The 21,647-nt window shown below is 68.0% G+C and carries 23 protein-coding genes; 12 read left to right on the top strand and 11 right to left on the bottom strand.

Going from position 1 to position 21,647, the window contains the following annotated elements; all coding sequences use genetic code 11:
* From A8M77_RS26585 to A8M77_RS26545, 9 genes are all read right to left on the bottom strand, one after another.
* On the bottom strand, window positions 1-441 hold the full coding sequence (locus A8M77_RS26585) for a thioesterase family protein (RefSeq protein ID WP_086924530.1): 441 nt from the start codon (window positions 439-441) through the stop codon (window positions 1-3).
* A gap of 68 nt (window positions 442-509) precedes the next feature.
* Entirely contained in the window at window positions 510-1,493 is a 984-nt protein-coding gene (dhaK, locus tag A8M77_RS26580; RefSeq protein ID WP_086924529.1) for a dihydroxyacetone kinase subunit DhaK, read from the bottom strand.
* The gene (dhaL, locus tag A8M77_RS26575) at window positions 1,490-2,122 is read right to left on the bottom strand and encodes a dihydroxyacetone kinase subunit DhaL (RefSeq protein ID WP_086924528.1); all 633 of its coding nucleotides are present in this window, start codon (window positions 2,120-2,122) and stop codon (window positions 1,490-1,492) included. Before dhaL ends, dhaK (A8M77_RS26580) begins: the two co-directional genes overlap by 4 nt.
* A complete protein-coding gene (locus A8M77_RS26570) occupies window positions 2,119-3,150 on the bottom strand; it encodes an ABC transporter ATP-binding protein (protein WP_086924527.1) in 1,032 nt (343 codons plus the stop codon). Before A8M77_RS26570 ends, dhaL begins: the two co-directional genes overlap by 4 nt.
* Window positions 3,137-4,249, bottom strand: coding sequence for an ABC transporter ATP-binding protein (locus A8M77_RS26565; protein ID WP_086924526.1), 1,113 nt, complete (start codon window positions 4,247-4,249; stop codon window positions 3,137-3,139). Before A8M77_RS26565 ends, A8M77_RS26570 begins: the two co-directional genes overlap by 14 nt.
* Before the next feature lies 1 nt (window position 4,250).
* A complete protein-coding gene (locus A8M77_RS26560) occupies window positions 4,251-4,439 on the bottom strand; it encodes a hypothetical protein (protein WP_086924525.1) in 189 nt (62 codons plus the stop codon).
* Complete coding sequence (locus A8M77_RS26555) at window positions 4,436-5,383, bottom strand: carbohydrate ABC transporter permease (protein WP_086924524.1); 948 nt, start codon at window positions 5,381-5,383, stop codon at window positions 4,436-4,438. Before A8M77_RS26555 ends, A8M77_RS26560 begins: the two co-directional genes overlap by 4 nt.
* Window positions 5,380-6,333 carry a carbohydrate ABC transporter permease gene (locus A8M77_RS26550; protein ID WP_086924542.1) on the bottom strand — a complete coding sequence of 318 codons (954 nt, stop codon included), beginning with the start codon at window positions 6,331-6,333 and terminating at the stop codon, window positions 5,380-5,382. Before A8M77_RS26550 ends, A8M77_RS26555 begins: the two co-directional genes overlap by 4 nt.
* A 23-nt stretch (window positions 6,334-6,356) precedes the next feature.
* Window positions 6,357-7,694, bottom strand: a complete 1,338-nt coding sequence (locus tag A8M77_RS26545; RefSeq protein WP_086924523.1) for an ABC transporter substrate-binding protein — start codon at window positions 7,692-7,694, stop codon at window positions 6,357-6,359.
* A 217-nt stretch (window positions 7,695-7,911) separates the two neighbouring features.
* Between A8M77_RS26545 and A8M77_RS26540 the strand changes: the two genes are divergently transcribed.
* Together A8M77_RS26540 and dhaK (A8M77_RS26535) are read left to right on the top strand one after the other, a co-directional pair.
* Window positions 7,912-8,943, top strand: coding sequence for a LacI family DNA-binding transcriptional regulator (locus tag A8M77_RS26540; RefSeq protein ID WP_143694763.1), 1,032 nt, complete (start codon window positions 7,912-7,914; stop codon window positions 8,941-8,943).
* A gap of 58 nt (window positions 8,944-9,001) precedes the next feature.
* A complete protein-coding gene (dhaK, locus tag A8M77_RS26535; RefSeq protein WP_086924521.1) occupies window positions 9,002-9,988 on the top strand; it encodes a dihydroxyacetone kinase subunit DhaK in 987 nt (328 codons plus the stop codon).
* A gap of 35 nt (window positions 9,989-10,023) precedes the next feature.
* Here the strand turns inward: dhaK (A8M77_RS26535) and A8M77_RS26530 are convergent, their stop codons facing one another.
* On the bottom strand, window positions 10,024-10,818 hold the full coding sequence (locus A8M77_RS26530) for a helix-turn-helix domain-containing protein (RefSeq protein WP_086924520.1): 795 nt from the start codon (window positions 10,816-10,818) through the stop codon (window positions 10,024-10,026).
* A gap of 102 nt (window positions 10,819-10,920) precedes the next feature.
* Between A8M77_RS26530 and A8M77_RS26525 the strand changes: the two genes are divergently transcribed.
* Together A8M77_RS26525 and A8M77_RS26520 are read left to right on the top strand one after the other, a co-directional pair.
* Window positions 10,921-12,492, top strand: a complete 1,572-nt coding sequence (locus A8M77_RS26525; RefSeq protein ID WP_202820662.1) for an alkaline phosphatase family protein — start codon at window positions 10,921-10,923, stop codon at window positions 12,490-12,492.
* A gap of 46 nt (window positions 12,493-12,538) precedes the next feature.
* Complete coding sequence (locus A8M77_RS26520) at window positions 12,539-13,498, top strand: Bug family tripartite tricarboxylate transporter substrate binding protein (protein WP_086924518.1); 960 nt, start codon at window positions 12,539-12,541, stop codon at window positions 13,496-13,498.
* A 290-nt stretch (window positions 13,499-13,788) separates the two neighbouring features.
* Here A8M77_RS26520 and A8M77_RS36230 read toward each other — a convergent pair whose 3' ends face one another.
* A complete protein-coding gene (locus A8M77_RS36230; protein ID WP_158101002.1) occupies window positions 13,789-13,938 on the bottom strand; it encodes a hypothetical protein in 150 nt (49 codons plus the stop codon).
* A gap of 227 nt (window positions 13,939-14,165) precedes the next feature.
* Here A8M77_RS36230 and A8M77_RS26515 point away from each other — a divergent pair, with 227 nt between their 5' ends.
* The 8 genes from A8M77_RS26515 to A8M77_RS26480 are packed head-to-tail and all read left to right on the top strand — an operon-like array spanning window position 14,166 to window position 21,644.
* A complete protein-coding gene (locus tag A8M77_RS26515) occupies window positions 14,166-14,885 on the top strand; it encodes an ABC transporter ATP-binding protein (RefSeq protein WP_086924541.1) in 720 nt (239 codons plus the stop codon).
* A complete protein-coding gene (locus tag A8M77_RS26510) occupies window positions 14,869-15,609 on the top strand; it encodes an ABC transporter ATP-binding protein (protein ID WP_086924517.1) in 741 nt (246 codons plus the stop codon). Before A8M77_RS26515 ends, A8M77_RS26510 begins: the two co-directional genes overlap by 17 nt.
* Complete coding sequence (locus A8M77_RS26505) at window positions 15,609-16,478, top strand: branched-chain amino acid ABC transporter permease (protein ID WP_086924516.1); 870 nt, start codon at window positions 15,609-15,611, stop codon at window positions 16,476-16,478. Before A8M77_RS26510 ends, A8M77_RS26505 begins: the two co-directional genes overlap by 1 nt.
* 4 nt (window positions 16,479-16,482) lie before the next feature.
* The gene (locus tag A8M77_RS26500) at window positions 16,483-17,430 is read left to right on the top strand and encodes a branched-chain amino acid ABC transporter permease (RefSeq protein WP_086924515.1); all 948 of its coding nucleotides are present in this window, start codon (window positions 16,483-16,485) and stop codon (window positions 17,428-17,430) included.
* Window positions 17,430-18,077, top strand: coding sequence for a TetR/AcrR family transcriptional regulator (locus tag A8M77_RS26495; RefSeq protein WP_086924514.1), 648 nt, complete (start codon window positions 17,430-17,432; stop codon window positions 18,075-18,077). Before A8M77_RS26500 ends, A8M77_RS26495 begins: the two co-directional genes overlap by 1 nt.
* Complete coding sequence (locus A8M77_RS26490; RefSeq protein WP_086924513.1) at window positions 18,074-19,282, top strand: ABC transporter substrate-binding protein; 1,209 nt, start codon at window positions 18,074-18,076, stop codon at window positions 19,280-19,282. The genes A8M77_RS26495 and A8M77_RS26490 overlap by 4 nt, the downstream gene beginning before the upstream one ends.
* Window positions 19,279-20,100 carry an SDR family oxidoreductase gene (locus tag A8M77_RS26485; protein ID WP_086924512.1) on the top strand — a complete coding sequence of 274 codons (822 nt, stop codon included), beginning with the start codon at window positions 19,279-19,281 and terminating at the stop codon, window positions 20,098-20,100. Before A8M77_RS26490 ends, A8M77_RS26485 begins: the two co-directional genes overlap by 4 nt.
* A complete protein-coding gene (locus tag A8M77_RS26480; protein ID WP_086924511.1) occupies window positions 20,097-21,644 on the top strand; it encodes an AMP-binding protein in 1,548 nt (515 codons plus the stop codon). Before A8M77_RS26485 ends, A8M77_RS26480 begins: the two co-directional genes overlap by 4 nt.
* Window positions 21,645-21,647 lie beyond the last annotated feature (3 nt).

Genomic DNA, 21,647 nt, shown 5'->3' with positions numbered 1-21,647 from the left:
TCAGGCCGCGCCCTGCTTCCTGGCCACCCGCGCCCTGAATTTCGCGCCGTCGATCAGGGCGCGCTCGTGCACGCCCTCGCAGATCAGGTCCACCTCGTCGCGGCAGCGCACGTGGAACACCAGGCGCCGTCCCTCGACCTCGGCCAGCGTCACCTCGGCCGTGACGCGCATGCCCACCGGCGTCGCGGAGTTGTGGCTCAGGTCGACGTGCACGCCCACGGTCTGGGTGCCGGCGGGCAGCAGGGGTTTCAGGGCCTCGATACAGGTCCACTCGACGAAGCCCACCAGGAAGGCGGTGGCGAAGACCTCCGGCATGTCGGCGAAGCCGGTGAAGGCGCGCGAGACGGCGGGCACCGTGAGGTGCTCGTCCACCACGATGGACTGCGTGTGGCGCAGGCCGGGTTTCAGCATCTCGAGCTGCATCGGGGCGATGGTAGGCATCGTCGCGGCTTCTGTCCAACGGCAGATCGCGGGCCCCGTCGTGGAGCGCCCGGGCGGTCGAACGCTGCCTACCAGCGCAGCGCCGCCGTGTGCACCGGCGCATCCCACAACGCCATCAGCTCGTCGTCCAGCAAGGTCACGGTGAGCGAGGCGCCGGCCATTTCGAGCGAGGTGGTGTAGTTGCCGACCAGCGAGCGCACCGGCGCCAGGCCCTCGGACTTCAGGCGCCGGCCGGCCGCGTGGTGCAGCAGGTAGAGCTCAATCAGCGGCGTGCCGCCGAAGCCGTTGACGTGCAGCAGCAACTGCCGGCCGCGCTGCGGCTTCAGGTCGCCCAGGATCGCATCCAGCAGCGTGCGCACGATCTCGTCGGCCGGCATGTGGGCCGCGCGCCGGCGGCCCGGCTCGCCGTGGATGCCGACGCCGATCTCGATCTCGTCGGGCCCGATGTCGAAGGTGGGCCGCCCGGCCGCCGGCACCGTGCAGCTGGTGAAGGCCACGCCCATCGAGGCGGTCGCCGCGTTCACCCGGTCGCCCAGCGCCTTGCACTCGGCCAGCGCCGCGCCCTGCTCGGCCAGCGCGCCGACCATCTTCTCGACCACCAGCGTGCCGGCCACGCCGCGGCGGCCGGTGGTGTGGGTGGAGTTCTCGACCGCCACGTCGTCGTTGACCAGCACGGTGGCGTTTCCGCTTTCCAGCATCTCGGCCGCCATCTGGAAGTTCATGCCGTCGCCGGCGTAGTTCTTGACGATGAAGAGCACGCCCCGGCCGGTGTCGACCGCGGCGGCGGCGGCCAGCATCTGGTCGGGCGTGGGACTGGTGAAGACCTGGCCCGGGCAGGCCGCATCGAGCATGCCGCGGCCGACGAAGCCGGCATGCAGCGGCTCGTGGCCCGAGCCGCCGCCGGAGATCAGGGCCACCTTGTTCGCCGCAGCCTCGCGCCGGGCGACGAAGGTGGGCTCGAACTCGACGCGCAGCAGCTGCGGGTGCGCCTCCACCAGGCCGCTGAGCGATTCGCGCAGCATCGAATCCACCTCGTTGACGAACTTCTTCATGCCGGCTCCTTGAGGGTGTCGCAGACCGCGGCGATGGCGACCTCGCAGGTCTTCGAGCCGGGGTCGATGTGGCCGATGGCGCGCTCGCCGAGGAAGGAGGCGCGGCCCTTGGTGGCGGTCATGTCGCGCGTGGCGAGCATGTTGCGGTGCGCCTCGGCCGTGAGCTGCCCGCACACCGCTTGCAGCGGCGCGCCCTGCTCGGCCAGGCGCTGCAGCAGCCGCGACACCGGGATCAGCACGTCGAGCATGGTCTTCTCGCCCAGGTCGGCCTTGCCGCGGCTCTTGATGGCCTCGACGCCGGCGGCGAAGGCGGCGGCGAACTGGATGCGATCGGGCTCGGCCAGGCCGGCCAGGCTCTTGCCCATCGCGATGAAGAAGCTCGAGATCAGGGGCCCCGAGGCGCCGCCGATGGTGGACAGCAGCTTCATGCCGATCTTGCCGAAGGCCTCGGCCGGGAGCAGCGGCGCGATCTCGCCGCGCAGGCCCATCAGCACCTCGCAGCCGCGCCGCACGTTGATGAAGTGATCGCCGTCGCCGATGGCGCGGTCCAGCGACTCGATCTGGCTCTCGTTGGCGAGGATCGCCGCCTGCACGGCCTCCACCGCCTCGATGATGTGGTGCGTCTTCATAGGACTCCCGGATGTGCGGCGGCCGCCAGGCGGCGGCCGGCTGCGTCGAAGAAAAGGCAGTGCTCGGCCGGAAAGCCGAAGCGCGCGGGCGATCCCGGCGCGAGCGGCTGGTCGAGCATCACGCGCGCGTGCACCTCGATGCCCTGCCGCTCGGCCACCAGCTGGTGCTTCACCAGCGAGCACTCGATGACGCGGAAGCCCGCGGCCTCGCCCTCCGGCGACAGGCGCACGTCCTCGGGCCGGATCGCGACGTGCGCGGTGCCGGCGGGCGCGCGCCCATCGAACCACTGCGCCGGCAGCACGTTGATGGCCGGCGAGCCGAGGCGCTGCGCCACCGGCAGGGTGCACGGATCGCCGTAGACCTCGAGCGGCGTGCCCAGCTGCTGCAGCACGCCGCGCTCGAGGATGCCGATGCGGTCGGCCATGGTGGTGGCTTCCACATGGTCGTGGGTCACGTAGATCACGGTGGCGCCGGTGCTGCGCTGGAGCCGGCGCAGCTCGACGCGCAGCTCCTCGCGCAGCTGGGCGTCGAGCGAGGACAGCGGCTCGTCCATCAGGAACACGCGCGGCCGGCGCACCAGCGCGCGGCCGATCGCCACGCGCTGCATCTCGCCGCCCGAGAGCTCGGTGGCGCGGCGGGCCAGCTTGGCCTCGATGTGCAGCAGGGCCGCCACCTCCTCCACGCGGCGCCTGACCTCGGCCGGTTCGCTGCGCCGCAGGGGCGATCGCAGGGGGAAGGCCAGGTTGTCGAACACGCTCAGGTGCGGGTAGAGCGAATACTGCTGGAACACGAAAGCGCAGTCGCGACTCGCCGGCAGGCTGTCGGTGACGTCGCGGCCGTCCATGCGGACGCGCCCCGCATCCGGCCGCTCCAGGCCGGCGACGAGGCGCAGCGTGGTGGTCTTGCCCGCGCCGCTCGGGCCCAGCAGCACCAGGAACTCGCCGTCGGCGACCTGGAGGCTCAGGTCGGTCACGGCCCGGACCTCGCCGAAGGCGCGGCTGACGCCGCTGAGCTCAATGCTGGCCATGGCGCAGGCCCTCCCGGTGTTCGCGCGTCGCGGCGCTGGCGAGCAACTGCTCGGTGGCGGCGTCGAACAGCACCACGCGCGCGGTGTCGAAGCCGACGGCGACGCGCTCCCCCGGCGCCGGGCGCTGCGACTTGTCGACCACCGCCTTCAACGTGCCGCCCGCGGTGGCGAGCTCGGCGATCCAGTGCGAGCCGAAGTACTCGACATGGCGCACCTCGGCCGCCAACCCCTGCTCCGCAGCGCCCATGCGCACATGCTCCGGCCGCACGCCAAGGACAGCGGCGGCCGCGCCCGCGTCGGTACGCGGCACCCCCACGCGCACGCCGGCCAGCGACACCGCCTCGTCGCCCGCGCGCAGCGCGCCCGCGACGGGCAGGAAGTTCATCGGCGGCCGGCCGATGAAGCGCGCCACGAACATGCAGCTCGGCACGTTGTAGATGCCGCCCGGCGTGTCCGACTGCAGGATCTCGCCGCGGTCCATCACCACGATGTGATCGGCCAGCGCCATCGCCTCGTTCTGGTCGTGGGTGACGAAGACGGTGGTGGTGGCGAGGCGCGCGTGCAGCTTGCGCAGCTCCACGCACATCAGCTCGCGGAACTCGGCGTCGAGCGTGCCCAGCGGCTCGTCCATCAGGAAGGCCTGGGGCTGGCGCACGATGGCGCGGCCCAGCGCGACGCGCTGCCGGTCGCCGCCCGAGAGCCCGCCCACGCGCGCACCCAGCAGGTGCTCGATGCGCAGGATGGCGGCTGCGTCGGCGACGCGGCGGTCGATCTCGGCACGCGGCAGGCCTTCGTTGCGCAGGGGGAACTCCAGGTTGCCGCGCACGCCCAGGTGCGGGTAGAGCGCGAAGAGCTGGAACACCATCGCGATGTCGCGCTCGCGCGGGCGCAGGTAGGTCACGTCCTGGCCGGCCAGGGTGATGGAGCCGGAGGTCGGGAACTCGAGCCCCGCGAGCATGCGCAGCGTGGTGGTCTTGCCGCACCCCGAAGGGCCGAGCAGGACGACGAACTTGCCGTCGTCCAGCGTCAGCGTCGAGTCGCGCACCGCGACGAAATCGCTGAAGCGCTTGTGCAGGTTCCGGATGCGGATCTCGGCCATGTCAGTGCAGCTTTCCGGCGACCGTGTAGCCGGCGACGCCGGCCAGCAGCACGGCGAAGGACCAGCTGTAGATGTCCAGCGACCAGGGCTGCATCAGCATCGCGAGGCCCAGCCCGATCAGGGCCATGCTGGCCGGCTCCCAGCGCGAACGGGCGAACCAGCGTCGGGTCGGCACATTCATTGGCTTCATTTGCGTATGGCTCCGAAGGTGATGCCGCGCAGCAGGTGCTTTCGCAGCAGCACGGTGAACACCAGCACCGGCAGCAGGAACAGCGTGGTGCCCGCGGCCATGGCCGGCCAGTCGAGGCCGCCCTCGCCGATGATGGTCGGGATGAAGGGCGGCGAGGTCTGCGCCGTGCCGCTGGTGAGCAGCAGCGCGAAGGCGTACTCGTTCCACGCGAAGATCAGGCAGAAGATGGCCGTGGTCGCGATGCCGGTGGCCGCCTGCGGCAGCACCACCTTCACGAAGGCCTGGAAGCGGGTGTAGCCGTCGACCATCGCGGCCTCCTCGTACTCGCGCGGGATCTCGTCCATGAAGCCCTTGAGCAGCCATACCGCGAGCGAGAGGTTGACCACCGTGTAGAGCAGGATCAGGCCCAGGTGCGTGTCCGACAGGCCGACCGCGCGGTACATCAGGTACACCGGGATCGCCACCGCGATGGGCGGCATCATGCGCGTCGACAGGATGAAGAACAGCAGGTCGTCCTTGCCCGGCACCCGGAAGCGCGAGAAGGCGTAGGCCGCGAGCGTGCCCAGCACCACCGACAGCAAGGTCGAGCCGAAGCCGATCAGCACCGAGTTGAGGTAGCGGTCGGCAAAGCGCGAGGGGCCGGCCAGGATCATCTGCTGCTCGCGCACCAGGCCCTCGTACCAGGTGGCCGGCGGCGGCAGTGCGGCCAGCTCCTGCGCGCCGACGCGCGAGCGGGTGGTGAACAGGTTGACGTAGCCGATCAGCGAGGGCTGGGTGACCACCTGGGGCGGGTAGGCGATCGCATCCTGCGGCGTGCGGAAGCTGGTCATCAGGATCCACACCAGCGGGATCAGCGAGATCAGCGCGTAGCCGATCACGACGATGCCGGCGAAGGCCTTGGCGCGCGGCGTCGGGTCCAAAGGACTGTGCACCGTGTTCTTCATCGCTGCTTCACCCGGTCGAGGAAGCGCACCGTCACGAGCGAGAGCCCGTAGATGGCCACGAAGAGGATGATGGCCAGCGCCGAGCTGTAGCCGGTGCGCCATTTCTCGAAGGCCTCGCGCTTGAGCTTGATGGAGGCCAGCTCGGTCACCGAGCCCGGCCCGCCGTTGGTGAGCTGGTCCACCAGGTCGAACATCTTGAAGTTCTCGATCAGGCGGAACAGCACCGCGAGGATGATGAAGGGCATCACCATCGGCAGCGTGATGCGCCAGAACTTGGTCCACTCGCTGGCGCGGTCGATCTCGGCGGCCTCGTAGAGGTAGGGCGGGATCGAGCGCAGGCCGGCCAGCAGCAGCAGCATCACGTAGGGCGTCCACATCCAGGTGTCGACCAGCACGATGGCCCAGGGCGAGAGCTGCGTGTCGCCCAGCATGGTGAAGCTGCCAGGGCCGCCGAAGAAGTTGACGATGTAGTTGAAGATGCCGTATTGCGGCTCGAAGAAGTACTTCCAGAAGGTGCCGACCACTGCCGGCGCCAGCATCATCGGCAGCAGGATGGCGGTGCTCCAGAAGCTGTGGCTCCTGAAGCGCCGGTTCAGCATCAGCGCCAGGCCGAAGCCCAGCAGCAGCTGCAGCGTGATCGAGCAGGTCAGGAAGTGCGCGGTGGCGCGCATGTTCTCCCAGATCGCCTCGTCGTTGAGCACCCGCGAGTAGTTGCCGAGGCCGACCCACAGCACATCGGCGCCGGGCCGGTTGGCGCGGTAGTTGGTGAAGGACAGCCAGATCGTCCACACCAGCGGGAAGATGTTGAAGGCCAGCAGCAGCAGGATGGTCGGGCCGACGAAGAGCCAGGCCAGGGCCCGGTCGGAAAGGCCCTGGGCCAGGCGGCCGGGGACGGCGGGTGCCTCGGCAGGCTCGGCGCGAACCGCCGTGGCCACAGGGATTGCGCTCATGCCGGGCTCCACCGTGTCGCGCTTCAAGGCTTGATCTTCCCGTCTTCCTTGAAGACCTCGGTCCAGTCCTTGAGCAGGCCGTCCATCGCCTCCTGCGGCGTGCCCTTGCCGGCCACCACGTAGTCATGCGTGCGCTTCTGCATGGCGAGCAGCAGCTGGGCGTAGCTGGGCTCCTGCCAGAAGTCCTTGACGATCTTCATCGAATCGAGGAACACCGGCGCGTACGACGTGCTCTTCTCGAAGCCCGGCTTGGACAGCACCGCGTTGTGGCAGGAGAAGCCGCCCGCGTCCCACCACTTCTGCTGCACGGCGGGCTGCGCGAACCACTTGATGTATTCGAGCGCCAGATCCTTCTTGTCGGAGTACTTCACGACCGAGATGCCCTGCCCGCCGAGCTGCGCGGCCGCGATCTTCGCCTTGGGCATCGTGAAGAAGCCGGTCTTCTCGCCGCCCACGTTCGGGTCCTTCGCGATGCCGGGGAAGAAGGCGATGAAGTTCATCTGCATCGCGACCTGGCCCGACTTGTAGGAGTCCAGGTCCTCCGTCATGTAGGCATTGGAATGCCCGGGCGGGGTGCAGCAGTCGAACAGCTCCTTGTAGAACTTGAGCCCGGCCACGGCCTCGGGCCCGTTGATGAAGCCTTTCATGTCGTACGGCTTCTTCGGGTTGTCGTACTGCATGCCGTGCGCGTACAGCACGTTGGTCACGCCCATGGTGATGCCCTCGGAGCCGCGCTCGGTGTAGAGGGCCGCGCCGTAGACCTTCTTGCCGTCGATCGTGCGGTTCTGGAAGAACTGGCCGATCTGCTTGAACTCGTCCCAGGTCGCGGGCGGGGCGAGCTCGCGGTTGTACTTGGTCTTGAACTCGGCCTGCAGCTCGGGCCGCGCGAACCAGTCCTTGCGATAGGTGAAGGCCACCGCGTCGCCCATCGCGGGCAGCGCCCAGTAGTTCTTCGTGCCCTTGGGCCAGGTCGAATAGCCCTCGACGGTGGCGGGCATGAAGTCGCTCATCTTGATGCCGTTCTTGTCGAAGAACTCGTTGAGCTTGATGTAGTGGCCCTCGGTGGCGGCCGAGCCGATCCACTGGCTGTCGCCGATCAGCAGGTCGCACAGCTTGCCCTTGGAGTTGAGCTCGTTGAGCATGCGCTGGGCGAAGTTGGGCCAGGGCACGAACTCGTACTTCATCTGCACGCCGGTCTGGGCGGTGAAGTCCTTCGACAGCTCCACCAGCGCATTGGCCGGGTCCCAGGCCGCCCAGCACAGCGTGAGCTGTTTGGTCTGCGCCTGCGCGGCGCCCGAAGCCAAGCCCAGCGCCGCGAGCAGTGCCGCGGCCAAAGTCGATCGCCTGTTCAAGCTCTTCATGTGCTCATCTCCTGTGTGGGGGTGACATGGCCGGCGGCACGTGCCGCAGAAGGAACTGAATGGAAGAATAAAGATGGCAATAAATAAATCAATCAACGCAAACCCTAAGACCTCATGACATCGCCGAGCGAAGGTAGGCAGGCCCGGGATAGCCCGGTGCGTCGGGCCCGGAAGATGGGCGACACTCCTGATTGATTTATTGAGGCGCTTTCCGCACTTGGCCACTTCCGTCACCATCACCCAGATCGCCGAGGCGGCCGGCGTCAGCACCGCCACCGTCGACCGCGTGCTGAACAGCCGTCCCGGCGTCAACCCGGTCACCGTGCAGCGCGTGCGCGACGCCATGAAGGAGCTGGGCGGCGCCCTGCCGATGCGCGGCCGGCCGCGTTCCACCGAGAGCTACCGCTTCGCCTTCGTGCTGCCTTCGACCCGGCGCGGCTTCTTCGACCTGGTGGACCGCGTGGTCGCGCAGGCGGCCGGCGACTTCCGCCACCAGCACATCACCGAGGTGACGCGCCGTCTGCCGGCCCACGATGCGGGCGCCTTCGCCGAGGCGCTGGCGCAGCTGGCGGACATGGACGGCATCGCCCTGCTCGCCCCCGACACGCCGGCCGTCAAGCTGGCCGTCAACGAGCTGGTGCGCAACGGCGTGCACGTGGTCACCTTGTTCTCCGACGTCGCGGGCTCGATGCGCGAGACCTTCATCGGTGCCGACAACCGCGCCGCCGGCCGCACGGCGGGCCTGCTGCTCGGACGCGAGGCGCCCTCCGGCCAGGGCCGTTGCGCGCTGCTGTCGCCGGCCACGCGCTACGCCGCCGAGATCGACCGCGGCATCGGCTTCGCACAGGTGCTGGAGGAGCGCTTCGCCGGCGCCACGCTGCTGCGCGTGGACGACATGCCGGAATCCGAGGACGAGGCCTACCGCCGCGCACACGAGGCGCTGGACCCGAAGGCCACCGGCGGGCGGCTGACGGCGGTCTACAACGTCGGCCCCGGCAGCCACGGCGTGCACCGCGCGCTGGCCGAGCACGGCTACGACGCCTCGCTGGGCGTGGTCGCGCACGACCTGCTGGACATGCACCGCACGATGCTGATCTCCGGCGCGCTGACCTTCGTGCTGCACCAGGACGTGCACTACGCCGTGACCACCGCCGCCCGCGTGCTGCGGGCGCTGTGCGAAGGGGTGCGCGGCGCGCTGGCGGTCAGCAACCCGCGGGTCGACATCCTCACTGCGGAGAACCTCGCATGACAGCCGCGCACGATCGCCCGACCATGCTCCTTTCACCTTCGCCATGCGAGGACCTGCGATGAAGAAATTCATCAACTACGTCGACGATGCGGTCGTCGAAAGCCTGTCGGGCCTCGCATCGGCGCACGAGGAGCTGCTCGCCGTCGAGTTCGACCCGACCTTCGTCTGCCGGCGCGCGCCCAAGAAGGATGCAGTGGCCGTCGTGTCCGGCGGCGGTTCCGGGCATGAGCCGCTGCACACCGGCTATGTGGGGCGCGGCATGCTCGACGCGGCCTGCCCGGGCCAGGTCTTCACTTCACCCACGCCCGACCAGTGGATGGCCGCCGCGCACCGCGTCAACGCCGGCCGCGGCGTGCTCTTCATCGTCAAGAACTACGCCGGCGACCGCCTCAATTTCCAGATGGCGAGCGACATGCTGGTCGACCTCGACCACCTGATGGTGGTGGTCGACGACGACGTCGCCATCGACCACTCGACGCACGCCAGCGGCCGCCGCGGCGTGGCGGGCACGCTGATCGTCGAGAAGATGGTCGGCGCTGCGGCCGAGGCCGGCGCCGACCTGTTCGAGTGCAAGGCGCTGGGCGACCGCATCAACAGTTGCACCGCCTCGATGGGCGTGGCCTTCAACAGCTGCATCGTGCCGGCCTCCGGTGTGGCCACTTTCGAGATCGGCGAGCACGAGATGGAGATGGGCGTGGGCATCCACGGCGAGCCGGGCCGGCAGCGCCTGCCCTTCGCGCCGGCAGTCGAGATCGTGGACCTGCTGCTCGGTCCCATCCTCAAGGACCTCGCGCTCGCGCGCGGCCGCGAGGTGCTGCTGCATGTCAACGGCCTGGGTGGCACGCCGCTGATGGAGCTCTACCTGCTGCAGCACCACGCGCGCCGCCGGCTGGCCGCCGAGGGGTTGGCGGTGGCGCGCACGCTGGTGGGCAACCACACGACCTCGCTGGAAATGGCCGGCGCCTCGCTGACCGTCACCGCGCTCGACGAAGAGGCCAAGCGGTTGTGGGACGCGCCGGTGCACACGCCTGCGCTGCGCTGGTAGCCGGCGCCTGGCGGCCGCGCCTGTCCACTGGATGATCAGTACGCGGCGGCCCACGCGGCGGCGATGCTGGCCGCGCCCGCCTTGAGCTGGGCCAGGTGCCGCGCCACGATGCGCCCCTGCGCGTCGAAGCGCTTGAGCCAGACGATGTTGATGCTCGCCAGCACCTCGCCGCCGTGCAGCACCGGCACCGCGATGGCCGCGAGCTGGTCGTCGAAGCGCTCGATGGCCTCGTCGTGGCCGCCGAAGCGAGGGTGGCGCGTGGCATAGCCGCGCCGGTGCACGGCCAGGCGGATCGCCTCCATCTCCGCCGCCACCGCCTCCGGCGCGCACTTCGACTCGCGCGCCAGCCGGCGGGCCAGGCGCCCGCGCTCCGGCGCCGGGCAGTAGGCAACGTAGGCGCGGCCCACCGCCGAGCGCAGCATGCCGATCGCCAGGCCGATCTCGTCGCGGTTGACGGCCAGGCCGCTGTTGCGGCGCGTGGTCTCCAGGAGCCGCATGCCGCTGCCGTCGCGCACTGCCAGATCGGAGGGCCACACGATGCGCGCACGCAGCGCCTCCAGCACCGGCATCGCCACCTCGATCAACCGCTGGTGCGCCGGCGAGAGGATGCGCGTGGGCACCAGTTGCAGCGCAGGCCGCCACAGGCCGTCGCCCTCGGCGCGCCAGACGGCGCGCTCCTGCTCCAGCGTGTGCAGCAGGCGCAGCAGGGTGGGCTTGGGCAGCGCGGTCTCGCGCTGCAGCTCGGCCAGCGTCGCCTTGCCGCGGGCCTGCAACGCCCGCATCAGCGTCAGCGCGCGCGAAACGCTGCGCACCGATTCGTCTGCCGCCATGCCTTCCTTTCAAACGTTCCGCCAGGCGGAATGGCACTCGATATTCGTTGAATCGACCTCCCCCGGCAACTAGCCTTTCCCACAGTTGCAAAGGAGACCGACGTGGTCCGAAATGTTCTCTTCATCATGGCCGACCAGCTACGCTGGGACTACCTGGGCTGCGCCGGCCACCCGCACCTGCGCACGCCGAACATCGACGCACTGGCCGCGCGCGGCCTGCGCTTCACGCAGGCCTTCGTGCAGGGGCCGGTGTGCGGCGCCTCGCGCATGTCGACCTACACCGGGCGCTACGTGTCCAGCCATGGCTCAATGTGGAACTTCGTGCCGCTGTCGGTCGGGCAGAAGACCCTGGGCGAGCACCTGCGCCCGCATGGCGTGCGCTGCGCCGTGGTGGGCAAGACGCACGTGGAGGCCGACCTCGAAGGCGCCCGCCGCCTGGGCCTGGACGCCGCACAGGGCGCCGGCCTGCTGGCGATGGAGGGCGGCTTCGAGCCCTTCGAGCGCGACGACGGCATCTGGCCGCCGGGCTTCAAGGTGGAGGGCAACCGCTACTGCGACTACCTGCGCGCACGGGGCCACGGCGGCGACAACCCGTGGCACGACCATGCGAACTCGGCGCTGGGCGACCAGGGAGAGCTGCTCTCCGGCTGGGAGATGCGCTGGGCCGGCCGGCCGGCGCGCGTGCCCGCGCAGGACAGCGAGACACCCTACATGACGCGCCGCGCGATGGACTTCATCGCCGAGCAGGGCGAGCGCCCCTGGGTGCTGCACCTGTCGTACATCAAGCCGCACTGGCCCTACGTCGCGCCCGCGCCCTACCACGCGATGTACAGCGCGGGCGACGTGCTGCCCGCACAGCGCACCGAGGCCGAGCGGCAGAACGCCCATCCCGTGGTGCAGGGCTTCCGCCAGACCGAGCCCAGCCGCAGCTTCAGCCGCGACGAGGTGCGCGCCACCGTGATCCCGACCTACATGGGCCTGATCACCCAGATCGACGACGAACTGGGCCGCCTGTTCGCCTTCCTGCGCGAGCGCGGGCTGGACCGCGAGACGCTGATCGTCTTCACCAGCGACCACGGCGACTACCTCGGCGACCACTGGCTGGGGGAGAAGGAGCTGTTCCACGACACCATCGTCAAGGTGCCGCTGATCGTCGTCGATCCGCGTGCCGAGGCCGATGCGACGCGGGGCACGGCCTGCGACCAACTGGTCGAGGCGATCGACCTGGTGCCGACCTTCCTCGAGGCGCTGGGCCTGCCGGCTGCGCCCGAATGGCTGGAGGGCCGGTCGCTGCAGCCGCTGCTGCACGGCCGCTCCGAGGCGGCGCCGCGCGAGGCCGTGTTCAGCGAGAACAGCTATGCCTTCCGCGACGAGGTGCGCCTGCCCTCGGGGCAGCCGGTGGATGCCTGCCAGATGACCATGGTGCGCACGCGGCGCTGGAAGTACATCGACTACCAGGGGCTGCCGCCGCAGCTCTTCGACCTCGCGCAGGACCCCGGCGAGTTCGAGGACCTCGGCCGCTCGGAGGCCCACGCCGGCGTTCGCGCCGAGATGGCGGCGCGGCTGTTCGCATGGCTGCGTGCACGCAAGCGCTTTCCCACGATCCGCCACGAGGACATCGAACAGTGGAACCGGCGCGAAGTGAAGGCCGGCATCCAGATCGGCCACTGGTAGGGCTGCACGACAGCGATCCGGATTTTCGACAACCAGGAGACAACCCATGAACGGAAAGATCAAGAGCGCCCTTGCCGCGGCGCTCGCCGGCCTCGCGCTCGCCGCGGGCGCGCAGACATGGCCGACCAAGACGGTGCGGCTGATGGTCGCCTTCCCGCCGGGCGCACCGGGCGACATCGTCGCGCGGCTGATCCAGCCGCAGCTGCAGCAGGCGCTCGGCCAGCCGGTGATCGTGGACAACCGCCCGGGCGCCGGCGGCAACATCGGCGCGCAGGAGGTGGCGCGCGCCACCGACGGCCACACCTTCCTGGTCGGGCCGGACACCATGCTCACGGTCAACCCGCACCTCTACCTCAAGCTGAACTTCAAGCCGACGGAGGACCTGGTGCCCGTCACCTACCTTGCGCGCTTCAACCAGTTGCTCGCCTGCCATCCGTCCACGGGCGTGAAGTCGCTGGGCGACTTCGTCGCGCTGGCCAGGAGCAAGCCTTTCAACTACGCCTCCGGCGGCGCCGGCGTGCCGGGCCACCTGGCGATGGAGATGCTGATGGCCGAGACCGGCATCACGCTCAACCACGTGCCCTACCGCGGCCCTGCCCCGGCCACGCAGGACCTGCTGGCCGGCCAGGTGCCCTGCGGCTTCCTCGCCTCGCCCGTGGTGGGGCCGCACGTGCGCGCCGGCAAGCTGGCCGCGCTCGCGGTGTCGGGCACGAAGCGCACGGCCTCGCTGCCGCAGGTGCCGACCGTGGCCGAGGCCGGCGTGGCGGGCTACGACGCCAGCTTCTTCGAGATCGTCGCCGCGCCGCGCGGCACGCCGCCGGCCGCCATCGACCGCCTGCAGTCGGAGATCGCCAAGGCGCTCCAAGATCCGAAGGCGAGGGAAACGCTGGCCGCCGCCGACCTGGAGGTCGTCGCCTCGAGCCCCGCGGAGGCGGCGCGGCAGATGCGGGCCGACGACAGGAAGTGGGGCGCGGTCAACGAGAAGGTGCGGCTGCAGCTGGACTGACCCTGAAAGCAGCAGTTACCCGGGCGCTGGGAGCGTCAGAGGCGGGATCGGCAATCCGATTTGACCGACGATACGGCGGCAGATGCAGGCCAGCAACGTCGGCCAGCGGTCGAGCTTGACCGACCGCCGCCAGCAGCAGTGGCCGACTCGTCAACGCCTCGCGTCTGGCCTGCAGGTTGGCTGCCCGCACGTGCCAACTCCACCAGTTGCAGACAAGTGCCGCGGCGCGCGCGGTGACCTGGCTGCGGTGCATGTCCCGCGTGGTGAAGCCGCCCCAGCCCCATGTTTCTTCAACTCGTCCAAGCTGTTCTCGCAGTCGCAGCGATCACGGTAGAGAGCTGGCCGATCACCGCGATGTCGTAGCTCGCGTTGGCCGCCAGTACGGTGTACTCCCAGACCTGCGCCCGGTCCTGCACCTCATCGTGGGGCAGCGCCAGCACGAGTTGCTCGCGATACCGCCTACGCCGAAAAGCTCGTCGACCGACTGCTGGGATGAACTGCGCGCTCGCCCATCTGGGGTAAACCCTAAAGCAAATTGTTTACGCCATAAACTACATTGTTTACACCATACGCAACCCATCGAACCTAACCGCGATGGGTTCCTTTTCCACCTGATCTCTGGATGGGGTGGCGAACTCAAACAATGCAGAGACAGGTGGTGCACCAGATGCTCGAGACTCAACAACTTGGCGTGTCCTTTGGTGGTGTGCATGCGCTCTCGGGCGTTTCGCTTGCCATCGAGCCAGGCCGCATTTACGGCCTGATCGGCCCCAATGGCGCAGGCAAATCGACGGCCATCAATGCCATCACGGGCACGATCGTGCCTACCGCCGGCCGCATCCTCTGGCACGGGAAAGACGTTTCGCGCTGGCCCCAGTATCGGCGCGCGCGCTCAGGCCTGGCCCGCACCTTCCAGAACCTGGCGCTGTTCCACAAACTGTCGGTTTGGGAGAACGTCGCCTGCGGCGCCCTCCACGCCCACGACGATCCGAACCTGCGCGGTGCAGTCGACGCAGCTCTCGATGCTTTCGGGCTTGCGCAGCTCGCGGATGAGCCGGTCAACGTGCTTTCGCTGGGCACCCGCAAGCGCGTCGAGATGGCACGTGCCACCGTGGCAAATGCAAAGCTGCTTCTACTGGATGAACCCGCTGCGGGCCTGACGGGCGGCGAGATCACCGAGTTCTCCGAGCGCATGCGCGAGTTCAGGGACCGGGGTGGCTCCGTGCTGCTGGTGGAGCACGACATGAGCCTCGTGATGACCTTGTGTGAGCACATCTTCGTTCTCGATTTCGGCAAGTTGATTGCCGGAGGTACGCCTGATGAGGTCCGCGCGAACCCCGCCGTGCAGGCCGCCTACTTTGGAGCTGGCGATGAGCAACTTCACTGAAGCAGACAAGGCCGCGTTGCTCAAGGTGGACCGCGTGACAGCGGGCTACGGAGGGCCGGCGGTGGTGCGCGACGTGTCGATCGCCATCAAGGAAGGTCAGATCACCGCATTGCTCGGTGCCAACGGTGCCGGCAAGACCACGCTGATGCGCGCCATCTGCGGCATGGTCAGGTTCACGGGCTCGGTCGTGTTTGGCCAGGACGCTTTGTCGGGGCGGCGTACAGAACAGATCGCCCGTCTTGGCGTCTCCCATGTGCCCGAAGGCCGCGGCACTTTCATCGACCTGAGCGTCGAAGAGAACTTGCGAGTTGGCTGCTTTGCCAGGCCGAGCAAGGACGGAGCACGGGAGACCATGGAGTGCATCTATGGCTGGCTGCCCAGGCTTGCCGAGAGGCGCAAGCAGCGCGCCGGAAGCCTCTCAGGCGGCGAACAGCAGATGCTGGCCATCGGCCGTGCGTTGATGGCCAAGCCCAAGGTGCTGCTGCTGGACGAGCCGTCGTTTGGCCTCGCGCCGCGCGTAGCGGCAGACATCATGCGCTTGCTGCGCCGGCTTCAATCGGAGACGAGCATGGGCATCCTGCTGGTCGAACAGAACATCGAGATCGCGCTGGGGCTGGCCGATGACGCCTATGTCCTGCGCACGGGCACCGTGGTCGCCAGCGGCCCCGCAGCGCAACTGCGTGGAAGCGACGAGTTGCACAACGCCTACCTGGGAGCGCACTGATGGAGGCTCTTGTCAATCAAATCGTCGCGGGCCTCACCACGGGCTGCGCCTATGCGCTGATTGGCCTGGCGCTGGTCATCGTCTACCGCACCACCAGCCACGTCAATTTTGCGCAAGGAGAGATGGCGACCTTGACGACCTATGTCGCCTGGTCCTTGCTGCAAGCCGGCGTGCCGTACTGGGTGGCCTTTGCGCTCACCATCTGCGCTGCGTTCCTCCTTGCTGCAAGCCTGGAGCGCTGGGTGATCGGGCGCCTCAGCGCGTCGTCGCCGATGGCGACCGTGGCCGCTTTCATCGGCCTGTTCATGATCATCCACAGCCTTACCGGATACATCTGGGGGCACGATGTGCGCGAGTTTCCAAGTCCCTTCCCGGGTGGCGCGCTGGCGGGCGGTCTGGTGTCCGGCCATCAAGTGGGCGTGGCGGCAGTCACGGCCGTGCTGCTCGTGTTGTTGTGGGCCTTCTTCCGCTTCACTTCGGTCGGCCTGGCCGTCCGCGCCGCGGCGCAGAACCCGGGTTCTGCGCGACTGAGCGGCATCTCGACGAAGGCGATGGCGGCGTTCGGTTGGGGTTTGGCTGCAGCCATGGGCACCGTGGCCGGGATGATGGTCGCGCCGCAGCTTTACCTCGACACCAACATGATGAGCGGCGTGCTCATCTACGGATTTGCGGCAGCCTTGATGGGCGGCATCCAGAGCGTTCCCGGCGCCGTCATAGGTGGCCTGGTGCTTGGCGTACTGGAGAACCTACTAGGTGCCTATGTGGTCGGCACGCAGCTCAAGCTCACCGTGGCCATGGTGCTGATCGTCGGCATGCTGGTGTGGCGCCCGGATGGCCTGATGGGCCGGCCCAGTGCAAAGCGAGTCTGATGTCATGAACATTTCCAAACGATCGATTCTTGTCGTGGCGCTGGTAGCCGCATTGCTGCCGCTGTTGGTGCCGGACTTCCTGACCTTCCAGCTGACCCAGACGATCGGCTTGGGCATCGCGCTGGTCGGGCTGAACGTGCTGACGGGCATGGCGGGCCAACCTTCGCTCGGCCATGGTGCCTTCTTCGCCATCGGCGCCTACGGAACCGCGATGCTCGTTGAAGCGGGACTGCCGTGGTGGACGGCACTGCCGCTGGCATGCGTCCTTGGTGCGGTGCTGGCCTTCCTCATCGGCAAGCCCATCTTGCGCCTGGAACACACTTACCTTGCACTCGCCACATTCGCCATCGCGCTGGCCGTGCCGCAACTGGTGCGCAACGCGGCGGTCGAGCGCTGGACTGGCGGGGCGCAAGGCCTGCAACTCGATCGTCCGTCGCCGCCTGCCTGGCTCGACCCTTGGGTCAACCAGGACATGTGGATGTACTGGGTCGCGCTCGTGCTGGCCGTTGCGGTGGTGCTCGCTGTCCGCCGCCTGGCACGCGGCCGCTTGGGGCTGGAACTGCGCGCGCTCAGCGACCACGCGGTGGCTGCGGCCGCCTGCGGCATCGACGTGTCGCGCAGCAAGGCGCTGGCCTTCATGCTGAGCGCGGTGTGCGCCTGTGTCGGCGGCTCGCTCTACGCGCTCAACGTCCAACTCGTCACGCCTGACAGCTTCACTCTGTTTCTGTCGCTGACCATGGTGGCCGGGTTGGTGGTGGGCGGGCTCGGCACGGCGCTGGGCCCTTGGATCGGGGCTGTGTTCGTGCAGTTCGTTCCATCGGTCGCCGATCGGATCTCCACCGCGGCGCCCTGGGCCATCTTCGGCGTGGCGATCCTGCTCGTCGTCTTCATGCAGCCACGCGGCATTGCCGGAATGCTGCGATTTCCCCAACGCAAGAATGCGAGCTTCTGATGCCGCGCGCAAAAACACCGCAAGAGCGCCAGGAGATTCGCGAGCTCATCTGCCAGGTCGGCGAGCGAATGTTCGTCGAGCGTGGCGTCAACGGCGTGAGCATGCGCGACCTGACTGCCGAGCTGGGTCTGAGCCCGATGGCGCCGTACCGCTACTTCAAGGACAAGGCCGAGATCCTGGCCACCGTGCGGGCCGCGGCATTCTCGCGCTTTTCCGACACGATCGAGGCCGCTTTCGCCAGCGGCAAGACGCCTGCCGCGCGCGCCCGCGCCATCGGCACCGCCTACCTGGGCTTTGCCCTGGCAGAGCCCAATGCCTATCGCCTGATCTTCGACCTGACGCAACCCAACGAAGACCAGTACCCGGACCTCGCATTCCAGAGCGCTCGCGCGAAGGAAATCTTGTCGCGCCAGTCCAAGGACCTGATCGATGCCGGCCTCGCGCCCGATGACATCGAGGAAGTGACGCATTCGCTGTGGTCGGCCGCCCACGGCGTGTGCGTGCTCTACATGGCAGGCAAGTTTTCCAGCGCGGACAGCGTGCGTGAGGCCTATCGCAACACCATGCGCTGGCTATTCATGGGGCTTCACGCCGACGCGCAAACGCAGTCCCGTTCCACTTCGAAACCCGTCAAGGAGACCCAATGAAACTGAATCGACGTACGGTCGTGCTGGGCGCGATCGCTTCGGTGGCAGCACCGCTGCCCGCGCTGGCGCAAAAGCGCTACGGACCGGGCGTGAGCGATACCGAGATCAGGATCGGATCGACGATGCCTTTCAGTGGCCCGGTGTCGATCCTGGGCACGCTGGGCAAGACCTCGCTGGCCTACTTCAACAAGCTCAACGAGGAAGGCGGCATCAACGGGCGGCGCATCAAGCTCATCCAGTATGACGACGGCTACAACCCCGGCAAGGCATTGGAGCTCACGCGACGGCTCGTCGAGCAGGACGAGGTCTCGTTCATCTTCGAGACGGTGGGCACGGCCACCAACAATGCCATCTACCGCTACCTCAACGGCAAGAAGATTCCGCAACTGCTCATCTTCAGCGGCGCGAGCAAGTGGAAGGACGTGGCCAGCGCGCCTTTCACGATCTCGGGCATGCCCACCTACGACGCCGAGGGGCGCGTGTATGCGCGTTGGATTCTCGAGAACATGCCCACGGCCAAGATTGCCGTGCTGATGCAGAACGACGACTTCGGCCGGGACTACCTGGCCGGCATCAAGGCCGGCCTGGGTGACAAGGCGAAAGACATGATCGTCGCGCAGAGCACCTACGAGACGACCGATGCGTCGGTCGACTCCCAGGTGGTGAGCCTGAAGGGCAGCGGTGCGAACGTGTTCATCTCGCTGTCCAACGGCAAGTTCACTGTGCAGTCGATGAAGAAGGCGCACGACATCGGCTGGAAGCCGCAGGTCATCCTGCCGCTGGGCAGTTCGTCGCTCGCCGCGATCATGCGGCCGGCCGGCGCGGAGGCCGGCAAGGGCGCCATCACGGGTGTTTACAACAAGCCCGTCTCCGACCCGCAGTTCGACAAGGACCCAGGGGTGGTGGGGCTGCGCGAGTTCCTGAAGAAATGGTTGCCCGAAGCCGATCCGACCGACTCGCTGGTCGGTGGCGGCTACACGGCGGCTCAGGTCCTGGAGAACATCCTGCGGCGCTGCGGCGACGACCTGACGCGCGAGAACATCATGAAGCAGGCCAGCAGCCTTTCCGGCCTCAGCACGCCGCTGCTGATGCCGGGCATCACGCTCAGCACGAGCGAGAAGGACCACGAGCTGTATGGCCACCTGTGGCTGCAGCGCTTTGACGGCAACTCGTGGGTCCCCTTTGGAAAGGCGCTCTCGGTATGACCACTTCAACGCTCAACGTCTTCGTCGCTGGTGGCACCAGCGGCATCAACCTGGCCATTGCCGAGTCGTTCGCCAGTGCGGGTGCAAACGTCGGCGTGCTCTCGCGCGACAGCGACAAGGTCAACGCTGCAGTGCAGCGCTTGGGATCGCTCAATGACAAGCGTGCCGCGGGCTGGCCGGCCGACGTGCGCGAGTTCGAGCATGTCAAGGCTGCCTTGAGCGCGTTTCATGCTCGCTTCGGTGTCATCGATGTGTTGATCTCAGGCGCCGCGGGCAACTTCCGCGCGCCGGCGCTCGGCATGTCGCCCAAGGGCTTTCGCACCGTGATCGACATCGACCTGATCGGAACCTTCCACGTTCTGTACGCGGCGCACGAGTTCCTGCGCAAGCCCGGTGCGTCGATCATCAACATCTCCGCGTCCCAGGCGTTTGTGCCGATGATGATGCAGAGCCACGTGTGTGCGGCCAAGGCCGGCATCGACATGCTGACGCGCACGCTGGCCATGGAGTGGGCGGGCGAAGGCATCCGCATCAACTCGATCGCACCCGGACCGGTGTCCGACACCGAGGGCATGGTCCGACTTGCGCCAACGCCGCAGGCGGCCAAGGAACTCACCGACATCGTTCCGCTGGGCCGTTGGGCGCGCAAGGATGAAATCGCCGCCGTGGCGCGGTTCCTCGCGTCGCCGGCCTCCCTCATGGTGACCGGGCAGGTGATTCCCGTGGATGGCGGTCTCAACCTCGGGCGCTATTCGCCAAAACTCGTGGCCGAGGCCGAGGCCATGGTCGAGGCAAGCAAGGCAAGGGCCTCGTCATGAGCCACCCGACCATTGCCTTCGACGACACGGAGATTCCGGCCAGCGTCGTCCGCGCGCGGGCACTGAGGGCCGCTTCAGGCCTGGCATCGCTTGGCGTGAGGGAGGGCGACGTTGTGGCCGTCATGATGCGGAACGAGCCCGAGACCATGGAGGCCATTCTGGCTGCCGGCCACGTGGGAGCCTATTGGTGTGGTCTGAACTGGCACTTCAAGGAAGAGGAGGCTGCCTGGGTGCTGCGAGATTCGCGGGCCAAGGCGCTCTTCATTCATGGGGACCTGATTCCCCAGGTGGCGGCCGGCCTGCCGCAAGGGCTTCCAGTGGTTGCGGTGAAACCGCGCGCCATGACGCGCAGCATGTACGGCCTTGGTGACGAAGTGGCCCTGCCTGACGGTGCACTCGAGTGGGAAAGCTGGTTGGACCAGCATCCGGAAAACACGTCCACGCCCAAGCGACCGAAGGGACTGATGCCGTACACCTCGGGTGTCAGCGGCCGTCCCAAGGGTGTGGTCCGCATTGCATTGCCTGAAGAACAGGCCGCGAAGCTGGCTGCCGCCACCGCCGAACTCAGCACCCGCGTGCTGGGAGTGACCCCGCAGTCGCGCTGCCTGCTTGCCGCACCGCTGTACCACAGCGCGCCGGGCAATTACGCGGCGGCGTGCGCCCGGGTCGGCGCCTGGCTGCGACTGGAGCCGCGGTTCGATGCCGAGCAGATCTTGCGGCGGGTGAGCGAAGAGCACATCACGCACCTCTACCTGGTGCCGACGATGTACCAGCGGCTGCTGAACCTGCCTCTCGAGAAACGTCGTCAGTACGACCTGAGTTCGGTGCAGTTCGTGGCCTCCACGGGCTCGCCATGTCCGGCGGACGTCAAGCGCGCCATGATCGATTGGTGGGGACCGGTGATCCATGAGGCCTACGCCTCGAGTGAAACGGGCTACCTCACGTTCATCACGGCCGAGGAATGGCTGCGCAAGCCGAACTCGGTGGGTCGTCCGGTTGGCAGCGCCGTCGTCAAGATCTTCGATGACAACGGGCAGGCGCTTGGCAAGGGCGAGATCGGCGTCATCTACGGCCGGCAACCGGCGTCGCCCGATTTCACCTACATCAACAACACCGAGGCACGTGCAAAGATCGAGCGGGACGGGTTGGTCACCGTGGGCGACATGGGCTACGTCGATGAAGACGGCTACCTCTTCATTTCCGGCCGGCAATCGGACATGGTCATCTCCGGTGGCGTGAACATCTATCCGGCCGAGATCGAGGCGGTGTTGTGCCGCATGCCCGGCGTGGCCGATTGCGCCGTGTTCGGCGTGCCAGACAACGAATGGGGCGAAGCCTTGGTGGCCGCAGTGCAACCTGTTGCGGGCCAACCCATCGACGAGAAGTCGGTGCGCGAGTTCGTGCGCGAACGCATGGCGGGCTACAAAGTGCCGAAGTTCGTCAGTGTCGAAGCGAGCCTGCCGCGCGAAGACACCGGCAAGGTCTACAAGCGACGCGTGCGTGATGCCTTCCTGGCGCGTCGCGCCGTGACGGACGCGACTTGAGGC

Source organism: Variovorax sp. JS1663, from assembly GCF_002157355.1.
Classification (GTDB): Bacteria; Pseudomonadota; Gammaproteobacteria; order Burkholderiales; family Burkholderiaceae_C; genus Variovorax.
The sequence above is the reverse complement of the archived record's forward strand: the minus strand, read 5'-3'. Positions and strand labels throughout refer to the sequence as shown.